Here is a 16,756-nt window from a genome sequence, read left to right on the forward strand (position 1 = left end):
CCCGTGCCCTGATCGCCCGCCGGATCGACAGGCTGCGCAGCGGCCTGTTCGGAGACTCGAAGCCTGTGGGACGACACCTTCAACGACCGAAAGGCACGACATGGCCAGGACGACCCAGGTTGAAAGCATCGATATTGCCCATCTTCCCGAGTTCGATCCTTCCCAGTTCCTGGACTCCGAAGAGGCGATTGCGGCTTTCCTGACGGATGCGCTGCAGGATGAAGATCCCGGTCAGGTGGCCGTCGCGCTCGGCCATGTGGCCCGTGCGCGCGGCATGACCGAGATTGCCAAGGCGTCGGGCATGTCGCGTGAATCGCTGTACAAGGCCTTGCGAGAAGGCAGCTCCCCGCGCTTCGACACCGTGAGCCGCGTATGCGCCGCCTTGGGCGTGCGTCTGGTTGCACAGCCGGTGTCCCAGTGACCGCCGGTCGAGGCGCCCATCGCTTCCGACGGATGTCGACCATCGACCGCAGAACTTGCCTGACCGTCCTGGCCGCCTGCCCTGCGGCGCTGGTGGCGGGCACGGCCTGGGCGGGCCCGGTGGAGGTGATCGCGCGCAGCAAGCCGTCGGTGGTGGCGGTGGGGCGGTACGTGCCCACCGACAACCCGCGCTTCACCTTCCGTGGCACCGGCTTCGCGGTGGACGACGGCACGCTGGTGGTCACCAATGCCCATGTGCTGCCCGACATCCCGGCCGAGGCCGTGGGCGCCTATGTGGCGGTGCTGGTGCGCAAGGGCGCAGGTGAAGCGCCCGAGGTGCGCCGCGCCAGCGTGCTGCAGGTGGTGCGTGGCCACGACCTGGCACTGCTCAAGCTGGAGGGCGCGCCGCTGCCGCCGCTGACGCTGGCACCCACCGCCGCCATCGCCGAAGGTCAGTCCATCGTGCTGATGGGCTTTCCGCTGGGAGGGGCGCTGGGTTTCACGCCGGTCAGCCACCGCGGGATGATCTCGTCGATCACCCCCATCGCCGCACCGGTGGCCAGTGCCCGGCAGCTGAACGAGGCCGCCATCTCGCGGCTGCGCCAGGGCAGCTTCGACATCTATCAGCTGGACGCCACCGCCTACCCGGGCAACAGCGGCGGCCCGGTGCTCGATGCCGACAGCGGCCAGGTGGTGGGCGTCGTCAACTCGGTGTTCGTCAAGGGCAGCAAGGAAACCGCGCTCACCGACCCTTCGGGCATCAGTTATGCGCTGCCGGTGCGGCTGGTGGCCGAGCTGCTGCGCCAGGGCCGATGAAACCTCCCTGGCGGCATGGCGTGCGGCTGCACTAAGCTGCAGTCATGAACGCCCCGCTGTCCCCCATCGCCTTCGACGTCGACTCACGTCGCCCCGTGCCGCCCGAGATGGTGGCCGCGCTCAAGGCCCGCTTCGGCGATCGCTGCTCCACCGCCCGTGCGGTGTGCGAGCAGCACGGCCGCGACGAATCGCCCATCGACGTGCCGCCGCCCGAGGTGGTGGTGTACTGCGAAAGCACCGAAGAGGTGGCCGCCGTGGTGCAGCTAGCGCACCAGCACGCGGTGCCGGTGATCCCGTACGGCGTCGGTTCCTCGCTCGAGGGCCACCTGCTGGCGGTGCAGGGCGGGGTCAGCATCGACCTCTCGCGCATGAACAAGCTGCTGCGCGTGAACCCCGAAGACCTGACGGTGACGGTGCAGGCCGGCGTCACCCGCATGCAGCTGAACCGCGAGATCAAGGACACCGGCCTGTTCTTCCCGATCGACCCCGGTGCCGACGCCACGCTGGGCGGCATGTGCGCCACCCGCGCCAGCGGCACGAACGCGGTGCGCTACGGCACCATGCGCGAGAACGTGCTGGGCCTGACCGTGGTCACGGCCAGCGGTGAAGTCATCCACACCGGCACCCGCGCCCGCAAGAGCAGCGCCGGCTACGACCTCACGCGCCTGTTCGTAGGCAGCGAAGGCACGCTGGGCGTGATGACCGAAGTGACGCTGCGCCTGTACCCGCTGCCCGAGGCGGTGAGCGCGGCCATCTGCTTCTTCCCCAGCATCGACGCGGCGGTGCAGACCACCATCGCCATCATCCAGATGGGCGTGCCCATCGCCCGCTGCGAGCTGCTGGACCCCAACGCCGTGCGTGCGGTGAACCGGCACGACAAGCTCACGCTGCGCGAAGCGCCGATGCTGCTGATGGAGTTCCACGGCAGCGAAGCCGGCGTGGCCGAGCAGGCCGCCACGGTGCAGGACATCGCCCGCGAATACGGCGGCGAAGACTTCGAATGGGCGCGCACGCCCGAAGAACGCACCCGGCTGTGGACCGCGCGCCACCACGCCTACCTGGCCGCGCTGCAGATGCGCCCGGGCTGCCGCGCCGTGACCTCGGACACCTGCGTGCCCATCTCGCGCCTGGCCGAGAGCATCAATGCCTCGGTGGAAGAAGCCGAAGGCGCCGGCCTGCCCTACTTCATCGTCGGCCACGTGGGCGACGGCAACTTCCACCTGGCCTACCTGATCGACCCCCACCTGCCCGAAGAGCGCGAGACCGCCGAGCGGCTGAACCTGCAGATGGTGGAGCGCGCCATCCAGCTGGGCGGCACCTGCAGCGGCGAGCACGGCGTGGGCCTGCACAAGATGGGCTTCCTGGTCACCGAGGCCGGTGAAGGCGCGGTGGAGATGATGCGCACGCTCAAGCGCGCGCTCGACCCGCGCAACATCATGAACCCGGGCAAGATCTTCACGCTGTAGGGTTGCGCCATGGCCCGCTTCCTCCTGGCCTGGGAGCTGGGCGGCGGCCTGGGCCATGCCACGCCGCTGGCGCAGATCGCGCAGCCGCTGCTGGAGGCCGGGCACGAGGTGCAGCTGGTGCTGCGCGACCTTTCGCTGCTGGGGCCGGTGTTCGGCCCGCTGGCCCGGCATGCGCGGCTGCAGGCCTGGCAGGCGCCGGTGTGGCAACTGCCGCTGGCCGGCCAGCCGCCACCGGCCACCTATGCCGAGCTGCTGGCCCACGCCGGCTACCTGGACGCCGCACGGCTGCAAGGCCTGGCCCAGGCCTGGCGCACGCTGTTCACCCTGCTCAAGCCCCAGCTGCTGCTGGCCGACCATGCACCCACCGCGCTGCTGGCAGCCCGCGGCCTGCCGATGCGCCGCCTGCTGGCCGGCACCGGCTGTTTCATGCCGCCGCCGCGGCAGCCCATGCCGCCCTTCCGCGAGTGGACGCCGATCGCACCGCACCGCGTGCGCGCCGCCGAAGAACGGCTGCTGGCCACCTGCAACCAGCTGCTCACCGTTTGGGGCGAGCCGCCGCTGGCCGCGCTGCACGAGTTGCTGGCCGCGGACGAACGCTGCCTGCTCACCTGGCCGTCGCTGGACCCCTATGCGGGCACGTCCAGGCCACGCAGCGACGAGCCCGCCACGCGGTACTTCGGCCCGCTGCCGGGCCGCGACGACGGCAGCCTGCCCGACTGGCCGGCCAGTGACTTCGGCCGCGTGCTGGCCTACCTGCGGCCCGAGCCGGCGGCCACGGAAGCCGCGCTGGCCGTGCTGCAGGCCGGCCCCTGGTCCACCGTGGCCTGGGTGCCCGGCCTGGCCGCCAGCCTGAAGCAGCGGCATGCCTCGGCCCACCTGCAGTTTGCCGACATGCCGCTGAACATGGCGCGCATGGCCGGCCAGGCCGACGCGGTGCTGTGCCATGCCGGCGCCGGCACCGTGCATGCGGCGCTGCTGCAAGGCAGGCCGCTGGTGATGCTGCCCACCCAGGCCGAACAACTGCTGACTGCGCGGCGGGTGCAGGCCGCCGGTGCGGGTGTGCTGCTGCTGGAAGGGGACGTGGCGGCGCAGCTGCATCAGGCGGTGCATGACGCGGTGACAGAGGGTCCGATGCGACAAGCCGCGCAGGCCTTCGCCCGGCAGGGCCAGGCCGCCCCCGACGTCGCCCTGCAGCTGGCTGGGCGCTGCATCGCGCTGGCCAGCCAGGGCTGAAGCATCCGCCTCAGATCGGCGCCGGCACCGTCCAGCGCTTGGTCACGTCGCCCTTGGCGTTGGTGCTTTCCAGGTGCACGCCAAAGCCCCACAGCCGGGCCACGTGCTTCAGCACCTCCTGCGCGCCATCGTGCAGCGGCCGGTCGTTGTGCTGGGTGTGGCGCAGCGTCAGCGAGCGGTCGCCACGCAGGTTCACGTTCCACACCTGGATGTTGGGCTCGCGCGAGCCCAGGTCGTACTGGTGCGACAAGGCCTCGCGCACACGACGGTAGCCGTTGTCGTCGTGGATGGCCGAGACCTCCAGCTCGCTGTCCTTCTCGTCGTCGACGATGGCGAACAGGCGCAGCTCACGCATCAGCTTGGGGCTCAGGTACTGGCCGATGAAGCTCTCGTCCTTGAAGTTGCGCATCGCATGGTCCAGCGTGGGCAGCCAGTCGCTGCCCGCGATCTCGGGGAACCACTCGCGGTCCTCGTCGGTGGGCGCCTCGCACACGCGCTTCAGGTCGGTGTACATCGCAAAGCCCAGCGCATAGGGGTTGATGCCGCTGTACGCCCGGTGCCCCACCGGCGGCTGGAAGATCACGTTGGTGTGCGACTTCAGCCACTCGATCATCACGCCGTCGGTCAGGTAGCCGTCGTCGTACATGGTGTTGAGCAGCTTGTGGTGCCAGAAGGTGGCCCAGCCCTCGTTCATCACCTGCGTCTGACGCTGCGGGTAGAAGTACTGCGCCACCTTGCGCACGATGCGCACGATCTCGCGCTGCCAGGGCTCCAGCAGCGGCGCGTTCTTCTCGATGAAGTACAGCAGGTTCTCCTGCGGCTCATCGGGGAAGCGGCGCAGCTCGGCGGCCTCCTCGGGCTTGTCGGCCCGCTTGGGCAGCGTGCGCCACAGGTCGTTGACCTGCTGCTGCGCATAGGCCTCGCGGTCCTTGCGGGCGCGCAGCTCCTCGGCCAGGCTCTTGCGGCTGGGGCGGCGGTAGCGGTCCACGCCGTGGTTGGCCAGCGCGTGGCAGGAGTCGAGGAACTCCTCCACCGTCTCCAGGCCATGGCGCTCTTCGCACTCCGCCACGTAGTTCTTGGCATAGACCAGGTAGTCGATGATCGACGACGCATCGGTCCACATGCGGAACAGGTAGTTGCCCTTGAAGAAGCTGTTGTGGCCGTAGGCCGCATGCGCGATCACCAGCGCCTGCATCGCCATCGTGTTCTCCTCCATCAGGTAGCTGATGCAGGGGTTGCTGTTGATGACGATCTCATACGCCAGGCCCATGTGGCCGCGCTTGTAGTTCTTCTCGGTGGAGATGAACTCCTTGCCGTAGCTCCAGTGGCGGTAGTTCACCGGCATGCCGACGGACGCATAGGCATCCATCATCTGCTCGGCGGTGATGATCTCCAGCTGGTTCGGGTAGGTGTCCAGGCCATAGCGCTCGGCGGTCTGGCGGATCACCTCGTGGTACTGGTCGATCAGCTCGAACGACCAGTCGCTGGGCGCGGGCAGCGGCTGCGCCGGCCGGCTGGCCAGGGGCACCATGTGACGCAGCGGGGAGCGGGGGGCGAGCACGGCGTTCATGTCGAGGCCTTCAGCAATGGGTTGGTCGGTGCGGCAGGCAGCGGCCCGTCAGGCGGCCTCCTGCACGCCCTCCTTCTTGAACAGGTCGCGGAACACGGGGTAGATCTGCGATGCATCGGTGGCCTTGCGCATCGCGAAGCGCCGCTGGCTCTGCGCGAGCTGCGTGTACTCCTCCCACAGGTTCTGCTCTTCCTCGGCCACCTGCACGTAGGCAAAGTAGCGCACCAGCGGCAGCAGCTTCTCGCTCAGCAGCTCACGGCAGCGGCCGCTGTCGTGGTGCCAGTTGTCGCCGTCGCTGGCCTGCGCGCCGTAGATGTTCCATTCGCTGGGGTTGTAGCGGGCCTTGATGATCTCTTCCATCAGCACCAGCGCGCTGCTCACCACGGTGCCGCCGGTTTCGGTGGCATGGAAGAAGTTGTGCTCGTCCACCTCCTGCGCCTGCGTGTGGTGGCGGATGAAGACGAGGTCGATCTTCTCGTAGTGCTTGGTGAGGAAGAGGTACAGCAGGATGAAGAAGCGCTTGGCCAGGTCCTTGCGCGACTCGTCCATCGAGCCCGAGACGTCCATCAGGCAGAACATCACCGCCTTGCTGCTGGGCACCGGCACGCGCACCCGGTTGCGAAAGCGCAGGTCGATCGGGTCCAGGTAGGGGATGCGGCCCAGGCGGGTGCGCAGCTCCAGGATCTGCGCTTCAACCTCGGCGATGGCGGCAGCCGCCACCGCGTCGCCAGGGGCAGCATCGAGCTTCATCTGCAGCAGCCGCTCTTCCAGCTCACGCAGCTCTCGCCGCGATTCGCTGCCGATGGCGATGCGGCGGCCGATGGCGCCGCGCATCGAACGCACCACGTGCAGGTTGTTGGGCGTGCCGTCGCTGGTGAAGCCGGCGCGGTGGCTCTTCCACTCCGGCGTTTCGGCCAGCTGGGTGCGCACCAGGTGGGGCAGTGCCAGGTCTTCGAAGAAGACCTGCATGAATTCTTCCTTGCTCAGCGTGAACACGAAGTCGTCGCTGCCCTCGCCCTGGTCGCTGGCCTGGCCGCTGCCCGAGCCACCACCGCCACCGCCCTTGGGCCGCTCGATGCGGTCGCCGCGCAGGTAGTCCTGGTTGCCCGGGTGCACCATCTCGCGCTTGCCGCCCTGGCCGTGGCCGAAGACGGGTTCGCTGATGTCCTTCTTCGGGATGGTGATGTCTTCGCTGCGCTCGATGTCGCGGATGCCACGCTGGTCCACCGCCCGGCGCACCGCATCGCGTATCTGCGTCTTGTAGCGACGCAGAAAACGCTCGCGGTTGCCGATCGACTTGTTCTTGCCCGATAAGCGCCGATCAATGATCTGCTGAAGCATGTGCCATCCCGTCGGTTTTTGAAGGCTGATCGATCAGCTGCTCTTGCGAACGCGGAGGTACCACTCGCACAGCAGCCGCACCTGCTTGGGCGTGTAGCCCTTGTCCACCATGCGCGTCACGAAGTCCTCGTGCTTCTTGGCTTCGTCGGCGCTGGCCTTGGCGTTGAAGCTGATCACCGGCAGCAGCTCCTCGGTGTTGGAGAACATCTTCTTCTCGATCACCGTGCGCAGCTTCTCGTAGCTGGTCCACACCGGGTTCTTGCCCTGGTTGTTGGCCCGCGCCCGCAGCACGAAGTTGACGATCTCGTTGCGGAAGTCCTTGGGGTTGGCGATGCCCGCGGGCTTTTCGATCTTCTCGAGCTCGGCGTTCAGCGCGCTGCGGTCGAACACCTCGCCGGTGTCGGTGTCGCGGTACTCGTGGTCCTGGATCCAGTAGTCGGCATAGGTCACGTAGCGGTCGAAGATGTTCTGGCCGTACTCGGAGTAGCTCTCCAGGTAGGCGGTCTGGATCTCCTTGCCGATGAACTCGGCGTAGCGCGTGGCCAGGTGCTCCTTGATGAAGGCCAGGTACTTCTGCTCCACCTCGGCCGGGAACTGCTCACGCTCGATCTGCTGCTCGAGCACGTACATCAGGTGCACCGGGTTGGCCGCCACTTCGGTGCTGTCGAAGTTGAAGACCTTGGACAGGATCTTGTAGGCAAAGCGGGTAGAGATGCCGCTCATGCCTTCGTCCACGCCGGCGTAGTCGCGGTACTCGGCGTAGCTCTTGGCCCGCGGGTCGGTGTCCTTCAGGTTCTCGCCGTCGTAGATCTGCATCTTGCTGAAGAGGGACGAGTTCTCCGGCTCCTTCAGGCGCGTGAGCACCGCGAACTGGCTCATCATCTTCAGCGTGCCGGGGGCGCACTTGGCCTCGGCCAGCGAAGAGCCCTTGATCAGCTTCTCGTAGATCTTGATCTCTTCGCTCACCCGCAGGCAGTACGGCACCTTGACGATGTAGATGCGGTCGAGGAAGGCCTCGTTGTTCTTGTTGTTGCGGAAGGTCTTCCACTCGCTCTCGTTGCTGTGCGCCAGCACGATGCCATCGAACGGAATGGCGCCGAAGCCTTCGGTGCCCTTGAAGTTGCCTTCCTGCGTGGCGGTCAGCAGCGGGTGCAGCACCTTGATGGGCGCCTTGAACATTTCCACGAACTCCAGCAGGCCCTGGTTGGCCAGGCACAGGCCGCCGCTGTAGCTGTAGGCGTCGGGGTCGTCCTGCGCATAGGTCTCGAGCTTGCGGATGTCGACCTTGCCCACCAGGCTGGAGATGTCCTGGTTGTTCTCGTCACCCGGCTCGGTCTTGGCCACGCCGATCTGCTTGAGGATGGACGGGTGGCGCTTGACCACCTTGAACTTGCGGATGTCGCCGCCGAACTCCTCGAGCCGCTTGACGGCCCACGGCGACAGGATGCGGTTGAGGTAGCGCCGCGGGATGCCGTATTCCTTCTCGAGGATCGGGCCGTCTTCCGCCGGGTCGAACAGCCCCAGCGGCGACTCGTTCACCGGCGAGCCCTTGATGGCATAGAAGGGCACTTCCTGCATCAGCTGCTTCAGGCGTTCGGCGATGGAGCTCTTGCCACCGCCCACCGGGCCCAGCAGGTAGAGAATCTGCTTCTTTTCCTCCAGGCCCTGGGCGGCATGTCGGAAGTACGACACCACCTGCTCGATGGCGTCTTCCATGCCGTAGAACTCGGCGAAGGCCGGATAGACCTTGATGACCTTGTTCGCGAAGATGCGGGACAGGCGCGGATCGTTGCGCGTGTCCACCGTCTGCGGTTCGCCGATGGCCTTGAGCATGCGCTCGGCCGCGGTGGCATAGGCCAGGGTGTTGCGCTTGCACTCCGCCAAGTACTCTTCCAGCGAGAGCTCTTCTTCTCGGGTGCGTTCGTAGCGTGCGGCGAAGCTGCTGATCACGTCCATGCGGACCTCCTTGGTGAGGAAGGCGTCGGCGGGTCGCAACCCCACCGTCGTCTGGGAAGTTCTGATGGAGTCCCGGCTGGACAGGCCCAGGCGCCATCAGAGCTTTCCGGTCACTGGCGTACGTTTTCGTCGGTGTTCAGCTTCCTCTATGCCGGACAGACATGAAGCGCTGAGAAGCGGGGAGTTAGCCCGTCAACTCAGCAGGGGTTGAGCAAACTCTGTGCCCTGTCCCGTTGAGACACCCTACCAAAGTGCATCGTTCCCTACAACAACGCAGCGTGGTGCACTTTGGCTGACGTCTCGAACACTGTGCGCCCAAATCCGTGCCCGCGCATGCGGGTTGCCCATGTATCCCCGCGATCCACGGGGCAACACGGGTCAAGCGCGTGACAGCAATGCCGTCAACGGTCGCTGACGCCCAGCTTGTCCAGCAGGCCGTTCAGCTCCTCGAGCGAGCCGAAGGAGATGGCGATCTCGCCCTGCTCGCCGCGCGCCGTGCGGCGCTGCACGCGGATCTCGACCGCGGCGGTGAGCTTGTCGGCCAGCGCTTCTTCCAGCCGCACGATGTCGCGGGCCTTGTCCTTCTTCGCGCGCGAGGGCGTGCGGCTGCCGCTGGCGCCGCTGGCCGCGCTGCGGGCCACCAGACGCTCGGCTTCGCGCACCGAGAGCTTGCGCGCCACCACCTCGTTGGCATGCAGGATCTGCTGCGCCGCGTCCAGCGGCAGCAGCGCACGGGCATGGCCCATGTCCAGGTCGCCGGCCATCAGCAGCTGCTGCACCGGCGGCGCCAGGTTGAGCAGGCGCAGCAGGTTGCTGGCCGCGCTGCGCGAGCGGCCCACGGCCTGCGCCGCGCCTTCGTGGGTGAGCCCGAACTCGTCGACCAGGCGCTTGAGGCCCTGGGCTTCTTCCAGCGGGTTGAGGTCCTCGCGCTGGATGTTCTCGATCAGCGCCATCACGGCGGCGGCCTCGTCCGGCACCTCCTTGACGAGCACCGGCACTTCGTCCAGCCCGGCCAGCCGGGCGGCGCGCGAGCGCCGTTCACCGGCGATGATCTCGTACTGCGGCAGGGCGCCACCGTCGCCCGTGGCGTCGGGGCCCAGCGGGCGCACCAGCACCGGCTGCATCACGCCCTGCGACTTGATGCTCTCGGCCAGCTCGTAGAGCGAGCCTTCGTCCATGCGCGTGCGCGGCTGGTACTTGCCGGGCCGCAGCTGCGACAGCTTGAGCGAGCGCGGCGCGCCATCGACGGCCGCGGGTGTGTCGCTCACGCGCGGGCCGAGCAACGCCTCGAGCCCGAGGCCGAGCCCCTTCTGCTTTTTGGTGACCATCCGGCGATTGTCAGCTACGCGCCGTGGCCATCAGGCCCCGCAGCAACGACAGGCCGTCCGGCCACTCGCCCAAGCCCGACGCACCATTGATGTGCCCCGCCTCGCCCACTGAAATGGATTGCGCCTCCCAGTCATCCACCATGGTGCGTAGGGCCCGCAGGTCGCAGAAGGGATCGTCCTCGCTGTAGACCACCAGCGACGCAAAGGGCAAAGGCTTGCGCTCGATCGGCCGCCAGGAGTACAGGTTGGGCGGCATGTCGGCCCGCTCGACATCGGGCGGGGCCACCAGCATGGCACCGGCCACGCACTCGGTGTGGCGGCTGTGCGCGGCCCAGGCCGCCACCAGCAGGCAGCCCAGGCTGTGGGCCACCAGCACGGCCGGCTGCGGCGAGGCCAGCAGTTCCTCCTCCAGGCGCATCATCCAGTCGCCGCGCTTGGGCCACTGCCAGTCGTCCTGTTCCACGCGCAGGTAGCCGTGGCGCGCTTCCCATCGGCTCTGCCAGTGGTCGGGGCCGGAGTTTTCCCAGCCGGGAAGCAGCAGTACACGAAATTCCTGCGTCATGTCCTTGCCTTATCCTTGAGGGCTGTGGATTGTGCGTGAGGGCTCAACAATGGCATACCAGGTTTATGTAGATGGACAGGAAGGCACGACCGGCCTGCGCATCCATGAGTACCTCGCAAAGCGCAGCGACGTGGAGTTGCTGCGCATCGACCCCGACAAGCGCAAGGACCCCGCCGAACGCGCCCGCCTGCTGAACGCGGCCGACGTCGCCTTCCTGTGCCTGCCCGACCAGGCGTCGCGCGAGGCGGCGGCGATGGTGACCAATCCCAACACCTGCCTGATCGACGCCAGCACCGCGCACCGCATCGACCCGGCCTGGGCCTTCGGCCTGCCCGAGCTGGCCCGTGGCCAGCGCGACAAGCTGCGCCAGAGCAAGCGCATCGCCAACCCGGGTTGCCATGCCAGCGCCTTCATCCTGCTGGTGCGCCCGCTGGTCGACGCCGGCATCGTGCCGGCGGCGCTGCCGCTGTCGGCCACGTCCATCACCGGCTACTCCGGTGGCGGCAAGAAGATGATCGAGCAGTACCAGGCGGGGGGCGACGACAAGCTGCTGTCGCCGCGCCCGTACGGCCTGACGCTGGCGCACAAGCACATCCCCGAGATGATGAGCCACACCGGTTTGACGACCAAGCCGGTGTTCCTGCCCATCGTCGGCAACTTCTACAAGGGCCTGGCGGTGAGCCTGCCGCTGCACTTCGAGCAGTTGGCCCCCGGCACCGATGCCGCCCGCCTGCATGCCGCGCTGGCCGCGCACTATGAAGGCGAGCGCTTCGTCAAGGTGATGCCGCTGCGCGACCCGGCCACGCTGGAAGCCGGCTTCTTCGACGTGCAGGCCACCAACGACACCAACAACGTCGAGCTGTTCGTGTTTGCCCACGACACCCAGGCCGTGCTGATCGCCCGCCTGGACAACCTGGGCAAGGGCGCCAGCGGCGCGGCGGTGCAGTGCATGAACGTGCACCTGGGCGTGGACGAAGGTCTGGGGCTTTGATGGGGCACCCGGTCCCGTGAGTACACGGGACCACCCTCCAAGAGGGTCCGGGGCCGCTTGGGAGCGGCCCGGCGCTGGCCCCGGGTATGGAGCACCCGGTCCCTTGAGTACACGGGACCACCCGCCGGGCGGGTTGCGCGGCCGCCTTCGGAGCGGCCGGGCGGCGACCGCGGGGCTTTAATCCGCAGCGGTGCTGCGGTAGTGGTAGCTGTACCCGTCGGCAAAGCCCAGGCGGTGGTACACGCGGCGGGCGGCGGTGTTGTTGCCTTCCACCTGCAGGTAGCCGATGGCAGCGCCTTCCTCGCGGGCCTGCACCAGCAGGCGTGAGCACAGGCTGGCGGCATGGCCGCGGCCACGGTGCTCGGGCGGGGTGAACACGTCGTACAGGCCTACCAGGTCACCCTCGCGCGCGAACTGGCCGCAGGCCAGCAAGGCACCATCGTCCTCGCGCACGATGGCATAGGCCTGGAAGGGCACCGGCGACAAGGCCAGCCGCTGCGCATGGGCCTGGCGCTGTCCCGGCGGCGAGCCGCGCAGGCCGCCGATCAGTTCCGCGAAAGCGCTGCCGTCCATCGACTGCCAGCGGCTGCCGGCCGGCAGCGGCAAGGCCCGCAGCGCCGACAGCGACGGGCAGGCCATCACCCGCGTGTCGTCTTCGGTATGCAGGCCCAGCGCTTCGAGCTGCGCGTCCAGCCCGGCGGGCTGGGTGAAGGGCGTGATGCGCAGCACCAGCGGCAACCCGGCTTCGTCGAACACCGCCTGCGCCTGCCGCAGCTTGTCGGCCAGCGGCAGCCGGCCTTCGGCCACCGCGTTGATGCAGCGCGCCCGCTTCGCCTTGCCGGGTGAAAAACGGACCAGCCAGCCGTCCATCCAGCGCTGCTGCGGCGGGGCGCTGGCGTTGAGGCCGGCGTCCTCGATGCGAGAGAGCAGCGTGAGGTCGGTCACCGCAGCTTGGCCACGCGGTCGACCAGCTCACGCGCAAAGGCCACGTAGGCCTGCGCGCCCTTGGACTGCGGATCGAACACCACGCCGGCCTGGCCGTAGCTGGGCGCTTCGGCCAGCCGCACGTTGCGCGGGATCACGGTGTCGAACACCTTGTCGCCGAAGTGCGCCTTGAGCTGGTCGCTGACCTGCTGCTGCAGCGTGATGCGCGGATCGAACATCACCCGCAGCAGGCCGATGACCTGCAGCTCGCGGTTGAGGTTGGCATGCACCTGCTTGATGGTGTTGACCAGGTCGCTCAGCCCTTCCAGCGCGAAGTACTCGCACTGCATGGGCACCAGCACGCCGTGGGCGCTGCACAGGCCGTTGAGGGTGAGCAGGCTGAGCGACGGCGGGCAGTCGATCAGCACGAAGTCGTAGTCGTCCTGCACCGCCTTGAGCGCCTGGCGCAGCCGCAGGTTGCGCTGTTCCAGCGCCACCAGCTCCACCTCGGCGCCGGCCAGTTCGCGGTTGGCGGCCAGCACGTCGTAGCCGCCCTTGTCGCTGCGCTGGCGCGCCTCGGCCACGCTGCTGCTTTCCAGCAGCACGTCGTACACGCTGGCGGGCAGCGCGCGCTTGTCGATGCCCGAGCCCATGGTGGCATTGCCCTGCGGATCCAGGTCGACCACCAGCACGCGCTGGCCCACCAGGGCCAGACCGGCCGCCAGGTTGACGGTGGTGGTGGTCTTGCCGACGCCGCCCTTCTGGTTGGCGATGCAGAAGATGCGGCAGCTCATCGGGCGGGTCGTGGGGTGGTCAGCAAGGGTCACAAGAAAGGCCCGCCAACAGGCGAGGCACGGCGGCCGATGGTAACTGCCGCCACACCATGTGATGTCATGTCATGTGTTCAATGGAAGTCGCGCGAGCTGGTGCTCAGGCCACCCAGCCAGGGCGTCACGTCCACCAGGCGGCGCGCCACCATGTTGCGCACGCCATCGGCCGAGACCTGCCACTCGCCGGCCACCGCCAGCAGGCGTGAGCGCAGCAAGGCATTGCGCTGGCGCTCGCGGATGTGCTTCCACACGATGACGTTGACGCTGCCGGTTTCGTCTTCCAGCGTGACGAAGATGGTGCCCTTGGCGGTCTCGGGCTGCTGGCGCATGGTGACGATGCCGCAGGCCCAGGCCCGCGCGCCGCCACGCAGCCGGCCCAGTTCTTCGGCGCTGAGCCAGCCGCGGCCCTGCAGCCGGCCGCGCAGCAGCGCCACCGGATGGCGCCGCAGCGTGAGGCCGGTGGCCGCGTAGTCGAGCAGGATGTCCTCGCCCTCGGGCGCCAGCGGCAGCTGCGGCTGCTCGTGCGCTGCCTCGCGCACCGGCGCATCGGCCAGCAGCGCGCGGGCCGGCGCCTGGCCGGCGGCCGCCCACAGCTGCTGGCGGCGGTGGCCGGCCAGGCCGCGCAGCGCATCGGCCCGGGCCAGTGCCTGCAGCAGCCGTGCGTCCAGGCCGGCGCGGCGGGCCAGGTCGTCCACGTCGGCCGGCGGCTGCTGCTCACGCGCCTGCACGATGCGGCGGGCGGCCTCCTCCTGCATGGCCGACACCAGCCGCAGGCCCAGGCGCACCGCGGGGGCGCGGCCACTGTCGCTGCGGGCTTCCAGCGTGCAGTCCCAGTGGCTGTGCAGCACGTCCACCGGCCGCACTTCCACGTCGTGGCGGCGCGCGTCCTGCACCAGCTGCGAAGGCGGATAGAAGCCCATGGGCTGCGAGTTGAGCATCGCGGCCAGGAAGATGGCCGGATGGTGGCACTTCAGCCAGCAGCTGAAGTAGGCCAGGATGGCGAAGCTGAAGGCATGGCTCTCGGGGAAGCCGTATTCGCCGAAGCCGCAGATCTGCTTGAAGATGGCCTTGGCGAAGTCTTCGTCGTAGCCGCGGTCGGTCATGCCCTGCACGATGCGGTGCTCGAAGCGGTCGACCTGGCCGTCGCGCCGCCAGGCCGCCATCGCGCGGCGCAGCTGGTCGGCTTCACCGGCGCTGAAGCCGGCGGCGATCATGCAGATCTGCATCACCTGCTCCTGGAAGATGGGCACGCCCAGCGTGCGGCCCAGGGCGTCGTCCAGCGCCGGGTAGCGTGAAGGCGGCAACTGGCCGGCGGCCAGCTGCTCACGCCGCTGCAGGTAGGGGTGCACCATGCCGCCCTGGATGGGGCCGGGCCGCACGATGGCCACCTCGATCACCAGGTCGTACAGGCGCCGCGGCTTCAGGCGCGGCAGCATGCTCTGCTGGGCGCGGCTTTCGATCTGGAACACGCCCACGGTGTCGGCCCGGCAGATCATGTCGTAGGTGGTGCTGCAGTCCTGCGGAATGTCCTGCAGCCGCCAGCGCCGGCCCTGCCAGGCGCCCAGCAGGTCGAGCGCGCGCCGCAGCGCGGTGAGCATGCCCAGCGCCAGCACGTCCACCTTCAAAAGGCCCAGCGATTCCAGGTCGTCCTTGTCCCACTGGATGACGCGGCGGTCGACCATCGCGGCGTTTTCGATGGGCACCAGCCGCGAGAGCTTGTCGCGCGCGATGACGAAGCCGCCGGTGTGCTGCGACAGGTGGCGCGGAAAGCCGCGCAGCGTGTCCACCAGCTCGATCCAGCGGCGGGTGACGGGCGAGTCCATGCGCAGCCCGGCCTCGGCCACCGAAGCGGCCATGCGGCTGCGGTCGTCGAACCACTGGAAGGAACGGGCCAGCGCGTCCACCTGCGTGGCATCGATGCCCAGCGCCTTGCCCACGTCGCGCACCGAGCCGCGGGTGCGGTAGGTGGCCAGCGCCGCGGCCAGCGCGGTGCGCTCGGTGCCGTACTTGCGGTAGATGTACTGAATGACCTCCTCCCGCCGCTCATGCTCGAAGTCGACGTCGATGTCGGGCGGCTCGTCGCGTTCGCGCGAGATGAAGCGCTCGAACAGCAGCGTGGTCTTGGTGGGGTCGACCTCGGTGATGCCGAGCGCGAAGCACACCGCCGAGTTGGCCGCCGAGCCCCGGCCCTGGCACAGGATGCCGCGGCTGCGCGCGAAGCGGACCACGTCGTGCACGGTGAGGAAGAAGGCCTCGTACTTCAGCTCCTGGATGAGGGCCAGCTCGCGGGCCACCTGCGCCTGCACGCCGGGCGGCGCCTGCGGGCCGTAGCGCTCCTGCAAGCCCTGCGCGGTGAGCGCGCGCAGGTGGTCGATGGGCTCCATGCCGGGCGGCACGATCTCGGCCGGGTATTCGTAGCGCAGTTCGTCGAGCCGGAACACGCAGCGCGCCGCGATGGCCAGCGTGGCGCCCAGCCATTCGGGCCGGTACAGCTGCGCCAGCCGCAGGCGCGAGCGCAGATGCTGCTCGGCATTGCGGGCCAGCGCCAAGCCGCATTCGGCCACCGGCGTCTTCAGGCGGATGGCGGTGAGCGTGTCCTGCAGCGGCTTGCGCGAGCGCACGTGCATCAGCACGTCGCCGGCGGCCACCAGCGCCACGCCGGTGGCGGCGGACACGGCCTGCAGCCGCTCGGCCAGCAGGCTGTCGTCGGCATGCATCAGCAGCTCCACCGCGATGGCCGGGAACTCGAAGTGCCGGCGCAGCCAGTCGGCCTGGGCCAGCAGCTGCGCGGGGGCCTCGTCGCGGCGCGGGATCAGCAGCGCGGTGCAGTCGGGCAGACGGTGCAGGCCGCGCAGGTGGCGCGGTGGCCGCGGTGTCGGGCAGCGCGCGCCGCCATCGGCCTCGAAATCGCGCACGGTGAGCCGGTACTGGCCCTTGTCGGCACGCAGCCGGCCCAGCGTGATGAGCTCGCACAGGTCGCCATAACCTTCGCGGTTGTGGGCCAGCAGCACCAGGCGGCAGCCGGGCGTGTCGCCCTCGCCTTCCACCTCGAACTGGCTGCCGATGATGAGCTTGAGGGCACTGCCCGCCTCGCTGTGCTGGCGCTTGAGTTCCTCATGCGCGCGCACCACGCCGGCCACCGAACATTCGTCGGTGATGGCCAGCGCCGCATAGCCCAGCTGCGCCGCGCGGGCCACCAGCTCGCCGGGGTGGGAAGCACCGGTGAGAAAGCTGAAGTTGGAGCGGCAGTGCAGCTCGGCATAACCCGGCATCAGGCTGGCGCCCCAGCCCGGCACGGGGGACGGCAGCGCCTCCGGCA

The 16,756-nt window shown here is 68.8% G+C and carries 13 protein-coding genes; 5 read left to right on the forward strand and 8 right to left on the reverse strand.

What is annotated here, in order from left to right; genetic code table 11:
* The first annotated feature begins 100 nt into the window (after positions 1-100).
* The 4 genes from MW290_RS31900 to MW290_RS31915 are packed head-to-tail and all read left to right on the forward strand — an operon-like array spanning position 101 to position 3,935.
* Positions 101-421, forward strand: coding sequence for an addiction module antidote protein (locus tag MW290_RS31900; protein ID WP_250198346.1), 321 nt, complete (start codon positions 101-103; stop codon positions 419-421).
* 32 nt (positions 422-453) lie between these two features.
* Positions 454-1,236: a S1 family peptidase gene (locus MW290_RS31905; RefSeq protein ID WP_250198347.1), complete on the forward strand. Its 783-nt coding sequence runs from the start codon at positions 454-456 to the stop codon at positions 1,234-1,236.
* 44 nt (positions 1,237-1,280) lie between these two features.
* Positions 1,281-2,702, forward strand: coding sequence for an FAD-binding oxidoreductase (locus MW290_RS31910; protein WP_250198348.1), 1,422 nt, complete (start codon positions 1,281-1,283; stop codon positions 2,700-2,702).
* A 9-nt stretch (positions 2,703-2,711) separates the two neighbouring features.
* Complete coding sequence (locus MW290_RS31915; protein ID WP_250198349.1) at positions 2,712-3,935, forward strand: glycosyltransferase; 1,224 nt, start codon at positions 2,712-2,714, stop codon at positions 3,933-3,935.
* 10 nt (positions 3,936-3,945) lie between these two features.
* Here MW290_RS31915 and MW290_RS31920 read toward each other — a convergent pair whose 3' ends face one another.
* The 5 genes from MW290_RS31920 to MW290_RS31940 form a co-directional block, all read right to left on the reverse strand.
* Positions 3,946-5,505: a SpoVR family protein gene (locus MW290_RS31920; RefSeq protein ID WP_250198350.1), complete on the reverse strand. Its 1,560-nt coding sequence runs from the start codon at positions 5,503-5,505 to the stop codon at positions 3,946-3,948.
* Between the two features lie 48 nt (positions 5,506-5,553).
* Complete coding sequence (locus MW290_RS31925) at positions 5,554-6,846, reverse strand: YeaH/YhbH family protein (protein ID WP_250198351.1); 1,293 nt, start codon at positions 6,844-6,846, stop codon at positions 5,554-5,556.
* 33 nt (positions 6,847-6,879) lie between these two features.
* Positions 6,880-8,802, reverse strand: a complete 1,923-nt coding sequence (locus MW290_RS31930) for a PrkA family serine protein kinase (RefSeq protein ID WP_250198352.1) — start codon at positions 8,800-8,802, stop codon at positions 6,880-6,882.
* A gap of 401 nt (positions 8,803-9,203) precedes the next feature.
* Positions 9,204-10,130, reverse strand: coding sequence for a ParB/RepB/Spo0J family partition protein (locus tag MW290_RS31935; protein ID WP_250198353.1), 927 nt, complete (start codon positions 10,128-10,130; stop codon positions 9,204-9,206).
* Between the two features lie 10 nt (positions 10,131-10,140).
* Positions 10,141-10,692, reverse strand: a complete 552-nt coding sequence (locus MW290_RS31940; protein WP_250198354.1) for an RBBP9/YdeN family alpha/beta hydrolase — start codon at positions 10,690-10,692, stop codon at positions 10,141-10,143.
* A 49-nt stretch (positions 10,693-10,741) separates the two neighbouring features.
* Between MW290_RS31940 and argC the strand changes: the two genes are divergently transcribed.
* Complete coding sequence (gene argC, locus MW290_RS31945) at positions 10,742-11,683, forward strand: N-acetyl-gamma-glutamyl-phosphate reductase (protein WP_250198355.1); 942 nt, start codon at positions 10,742-10,744, stop codon at positions 11,681-11,683.
* A 177-nt stretch (positions 11,684-11,860) separates the two neighbouring features.
* Here argC and MW290_RS31950 read toward each other — a convergent pair whose 3' ends face one another.
* The 3 genes from MW290_RS31950 to MW290_RS31960 all read right to left on the reverse strand — a co-directional run bounded on the left by MW290_RS31950 (position 11,861) and on the right by MW290_RS31960 (position 16,709).
* On the reverse strand, positions 11,861-12,628 hold the full coding sequence (locus MW290_RS31950) for a GNAT family N-acetyltransferase (RefSeq protein ID WP_250198356.1): 768 nt from the start codon (positions 12,626-12,628) through the stop codon (positions 11,861-11,863).
* On the reverse strand, positions 12,625-13,401 hold the full coding sequence (locus MW290_RS31955; protein WP_250198357.1) for a ParA family protein: 777 nt from the start codon (positions 13,399-13,401) through the stop codon (positions 12,625-12,627). The genes MW290_RS31950 and MW290_RS31955 overlap by 4 nt, the downstream gene beginning before the upstream one ends.
* A 110-nt stretch (positions 13,402-13,511) precedes the next feature.
* Positions 13,512-16,709: an error-prone DNA polymerase gene (locus tag MW290_RS31960; protein ID WP_250200151.1), complete on the reverse strand. Its 3,198-nt coding sequence runs from the start codon at positions 16,707-16,709 to the stop codon at positions 13,512-13,514.
* Positions 16,710-16,756 lie beyond the last annotated feature (47 nt).

Origin of the sequence: Aquincola tertiaricarbonis, assembly GCF_023573145.1 — a bacterium.
GTDB classification, from domain to species: Bacteria; Pseudomonadota; Gammaproteobacteria; order Burkholderiales; family Burkholderiaceae_C; genus Aquincola; species Aquincola tertiaricarbonis_B.

Excerpts from the sequence above, each read along its gene's own strand:
- MW290_RS31900 (WP_250198346.1), top strand. The coding sequence starts at position 101 with ATGGCCAGGACGACCCAGGTTGAAAGCATCGATATTGCCCATCTTCCC.
- MW290_RS31905 (WP_250198347.1), top strand. The coding sequence starts at position 454 with ATGTCGACCATCGACCGCAGAACTTGCCTGACCGTCCTGGCCGCCTGC.
- MW290_RS31910 (WP_250198348.1), top strand. The coding sequence starts at position 1,281 with ATGAACGCCCCGCTGTCCCCCATCGCCTTCGACGTCGACTCACGTCGC.
- MW290_RS31915 (WP_250198349.1), top strand. The coding sequence starts at position 2,712 with ATGGCCCGCTTCCTCCTGGCCTGGGAGCTGGGCGGCGGCCTGGGCCAT.
- MW290_RS31920 (WP_250198350.1), bottom strand. The coding sequence starts at position 5,505 with ATGAACGCCGTGCTCGCCCCCCGCTCCCCGCTGCGTCACATGGTGCCC.
- MW290_RS31925 (WP_250198351.1), bottom strand. The coding sequence starts at position 6,846 with ATGCTTCAGCAGATCATTGATCGGCGCTTATCGGGCAAGAACAAGTCG.
- MW290_RS31930 (WP_250198352.1), bottom strand. The coding sequence starts at position 8,802 with ATGGACGTGATCAGCAGCTTCGCCGCACGCTACGAACGCACCCGAGAA.
- MW290_RS31935 (WP_250198353.1), bottom strand. The coding sequence starts at position 10,130 with ATGGTCACCAAAAAGCAGAAGGGGCTCGGCCTCGGGCTCGAGGCGTTG.
- MW290_RS31940 (WP_250198354.1), bottom strand. The coding sequence starts at position 10,692 with ATGACGCAGGAATTTCGTGTACTGCTGCTTCCCGGCTGGGAAAACTCC.
- argC (WP_250198355.1), top strand. The coding sequence starts at position 10,742 with ATGGCATACCAGGTTTATGTAGATGGACAGGAAGGCACGACCGGCCTG.
- MW290_RS31955 (WP_250198357.1), bottom strand. The coding sequence starts at position 13,401 with ATGAGCTGCCGCATCTTCTGCATCGCCAACCAGAAGGGCGGCGTCGGC.
- MW290_RS31960 (WP_250200151.1), bottom strand. The coding sequence starts at position 16,709 with ATGCCGGGTTATGCCGAGCTGCACTGCCGCTCCAACTTCAGCTTTCTC.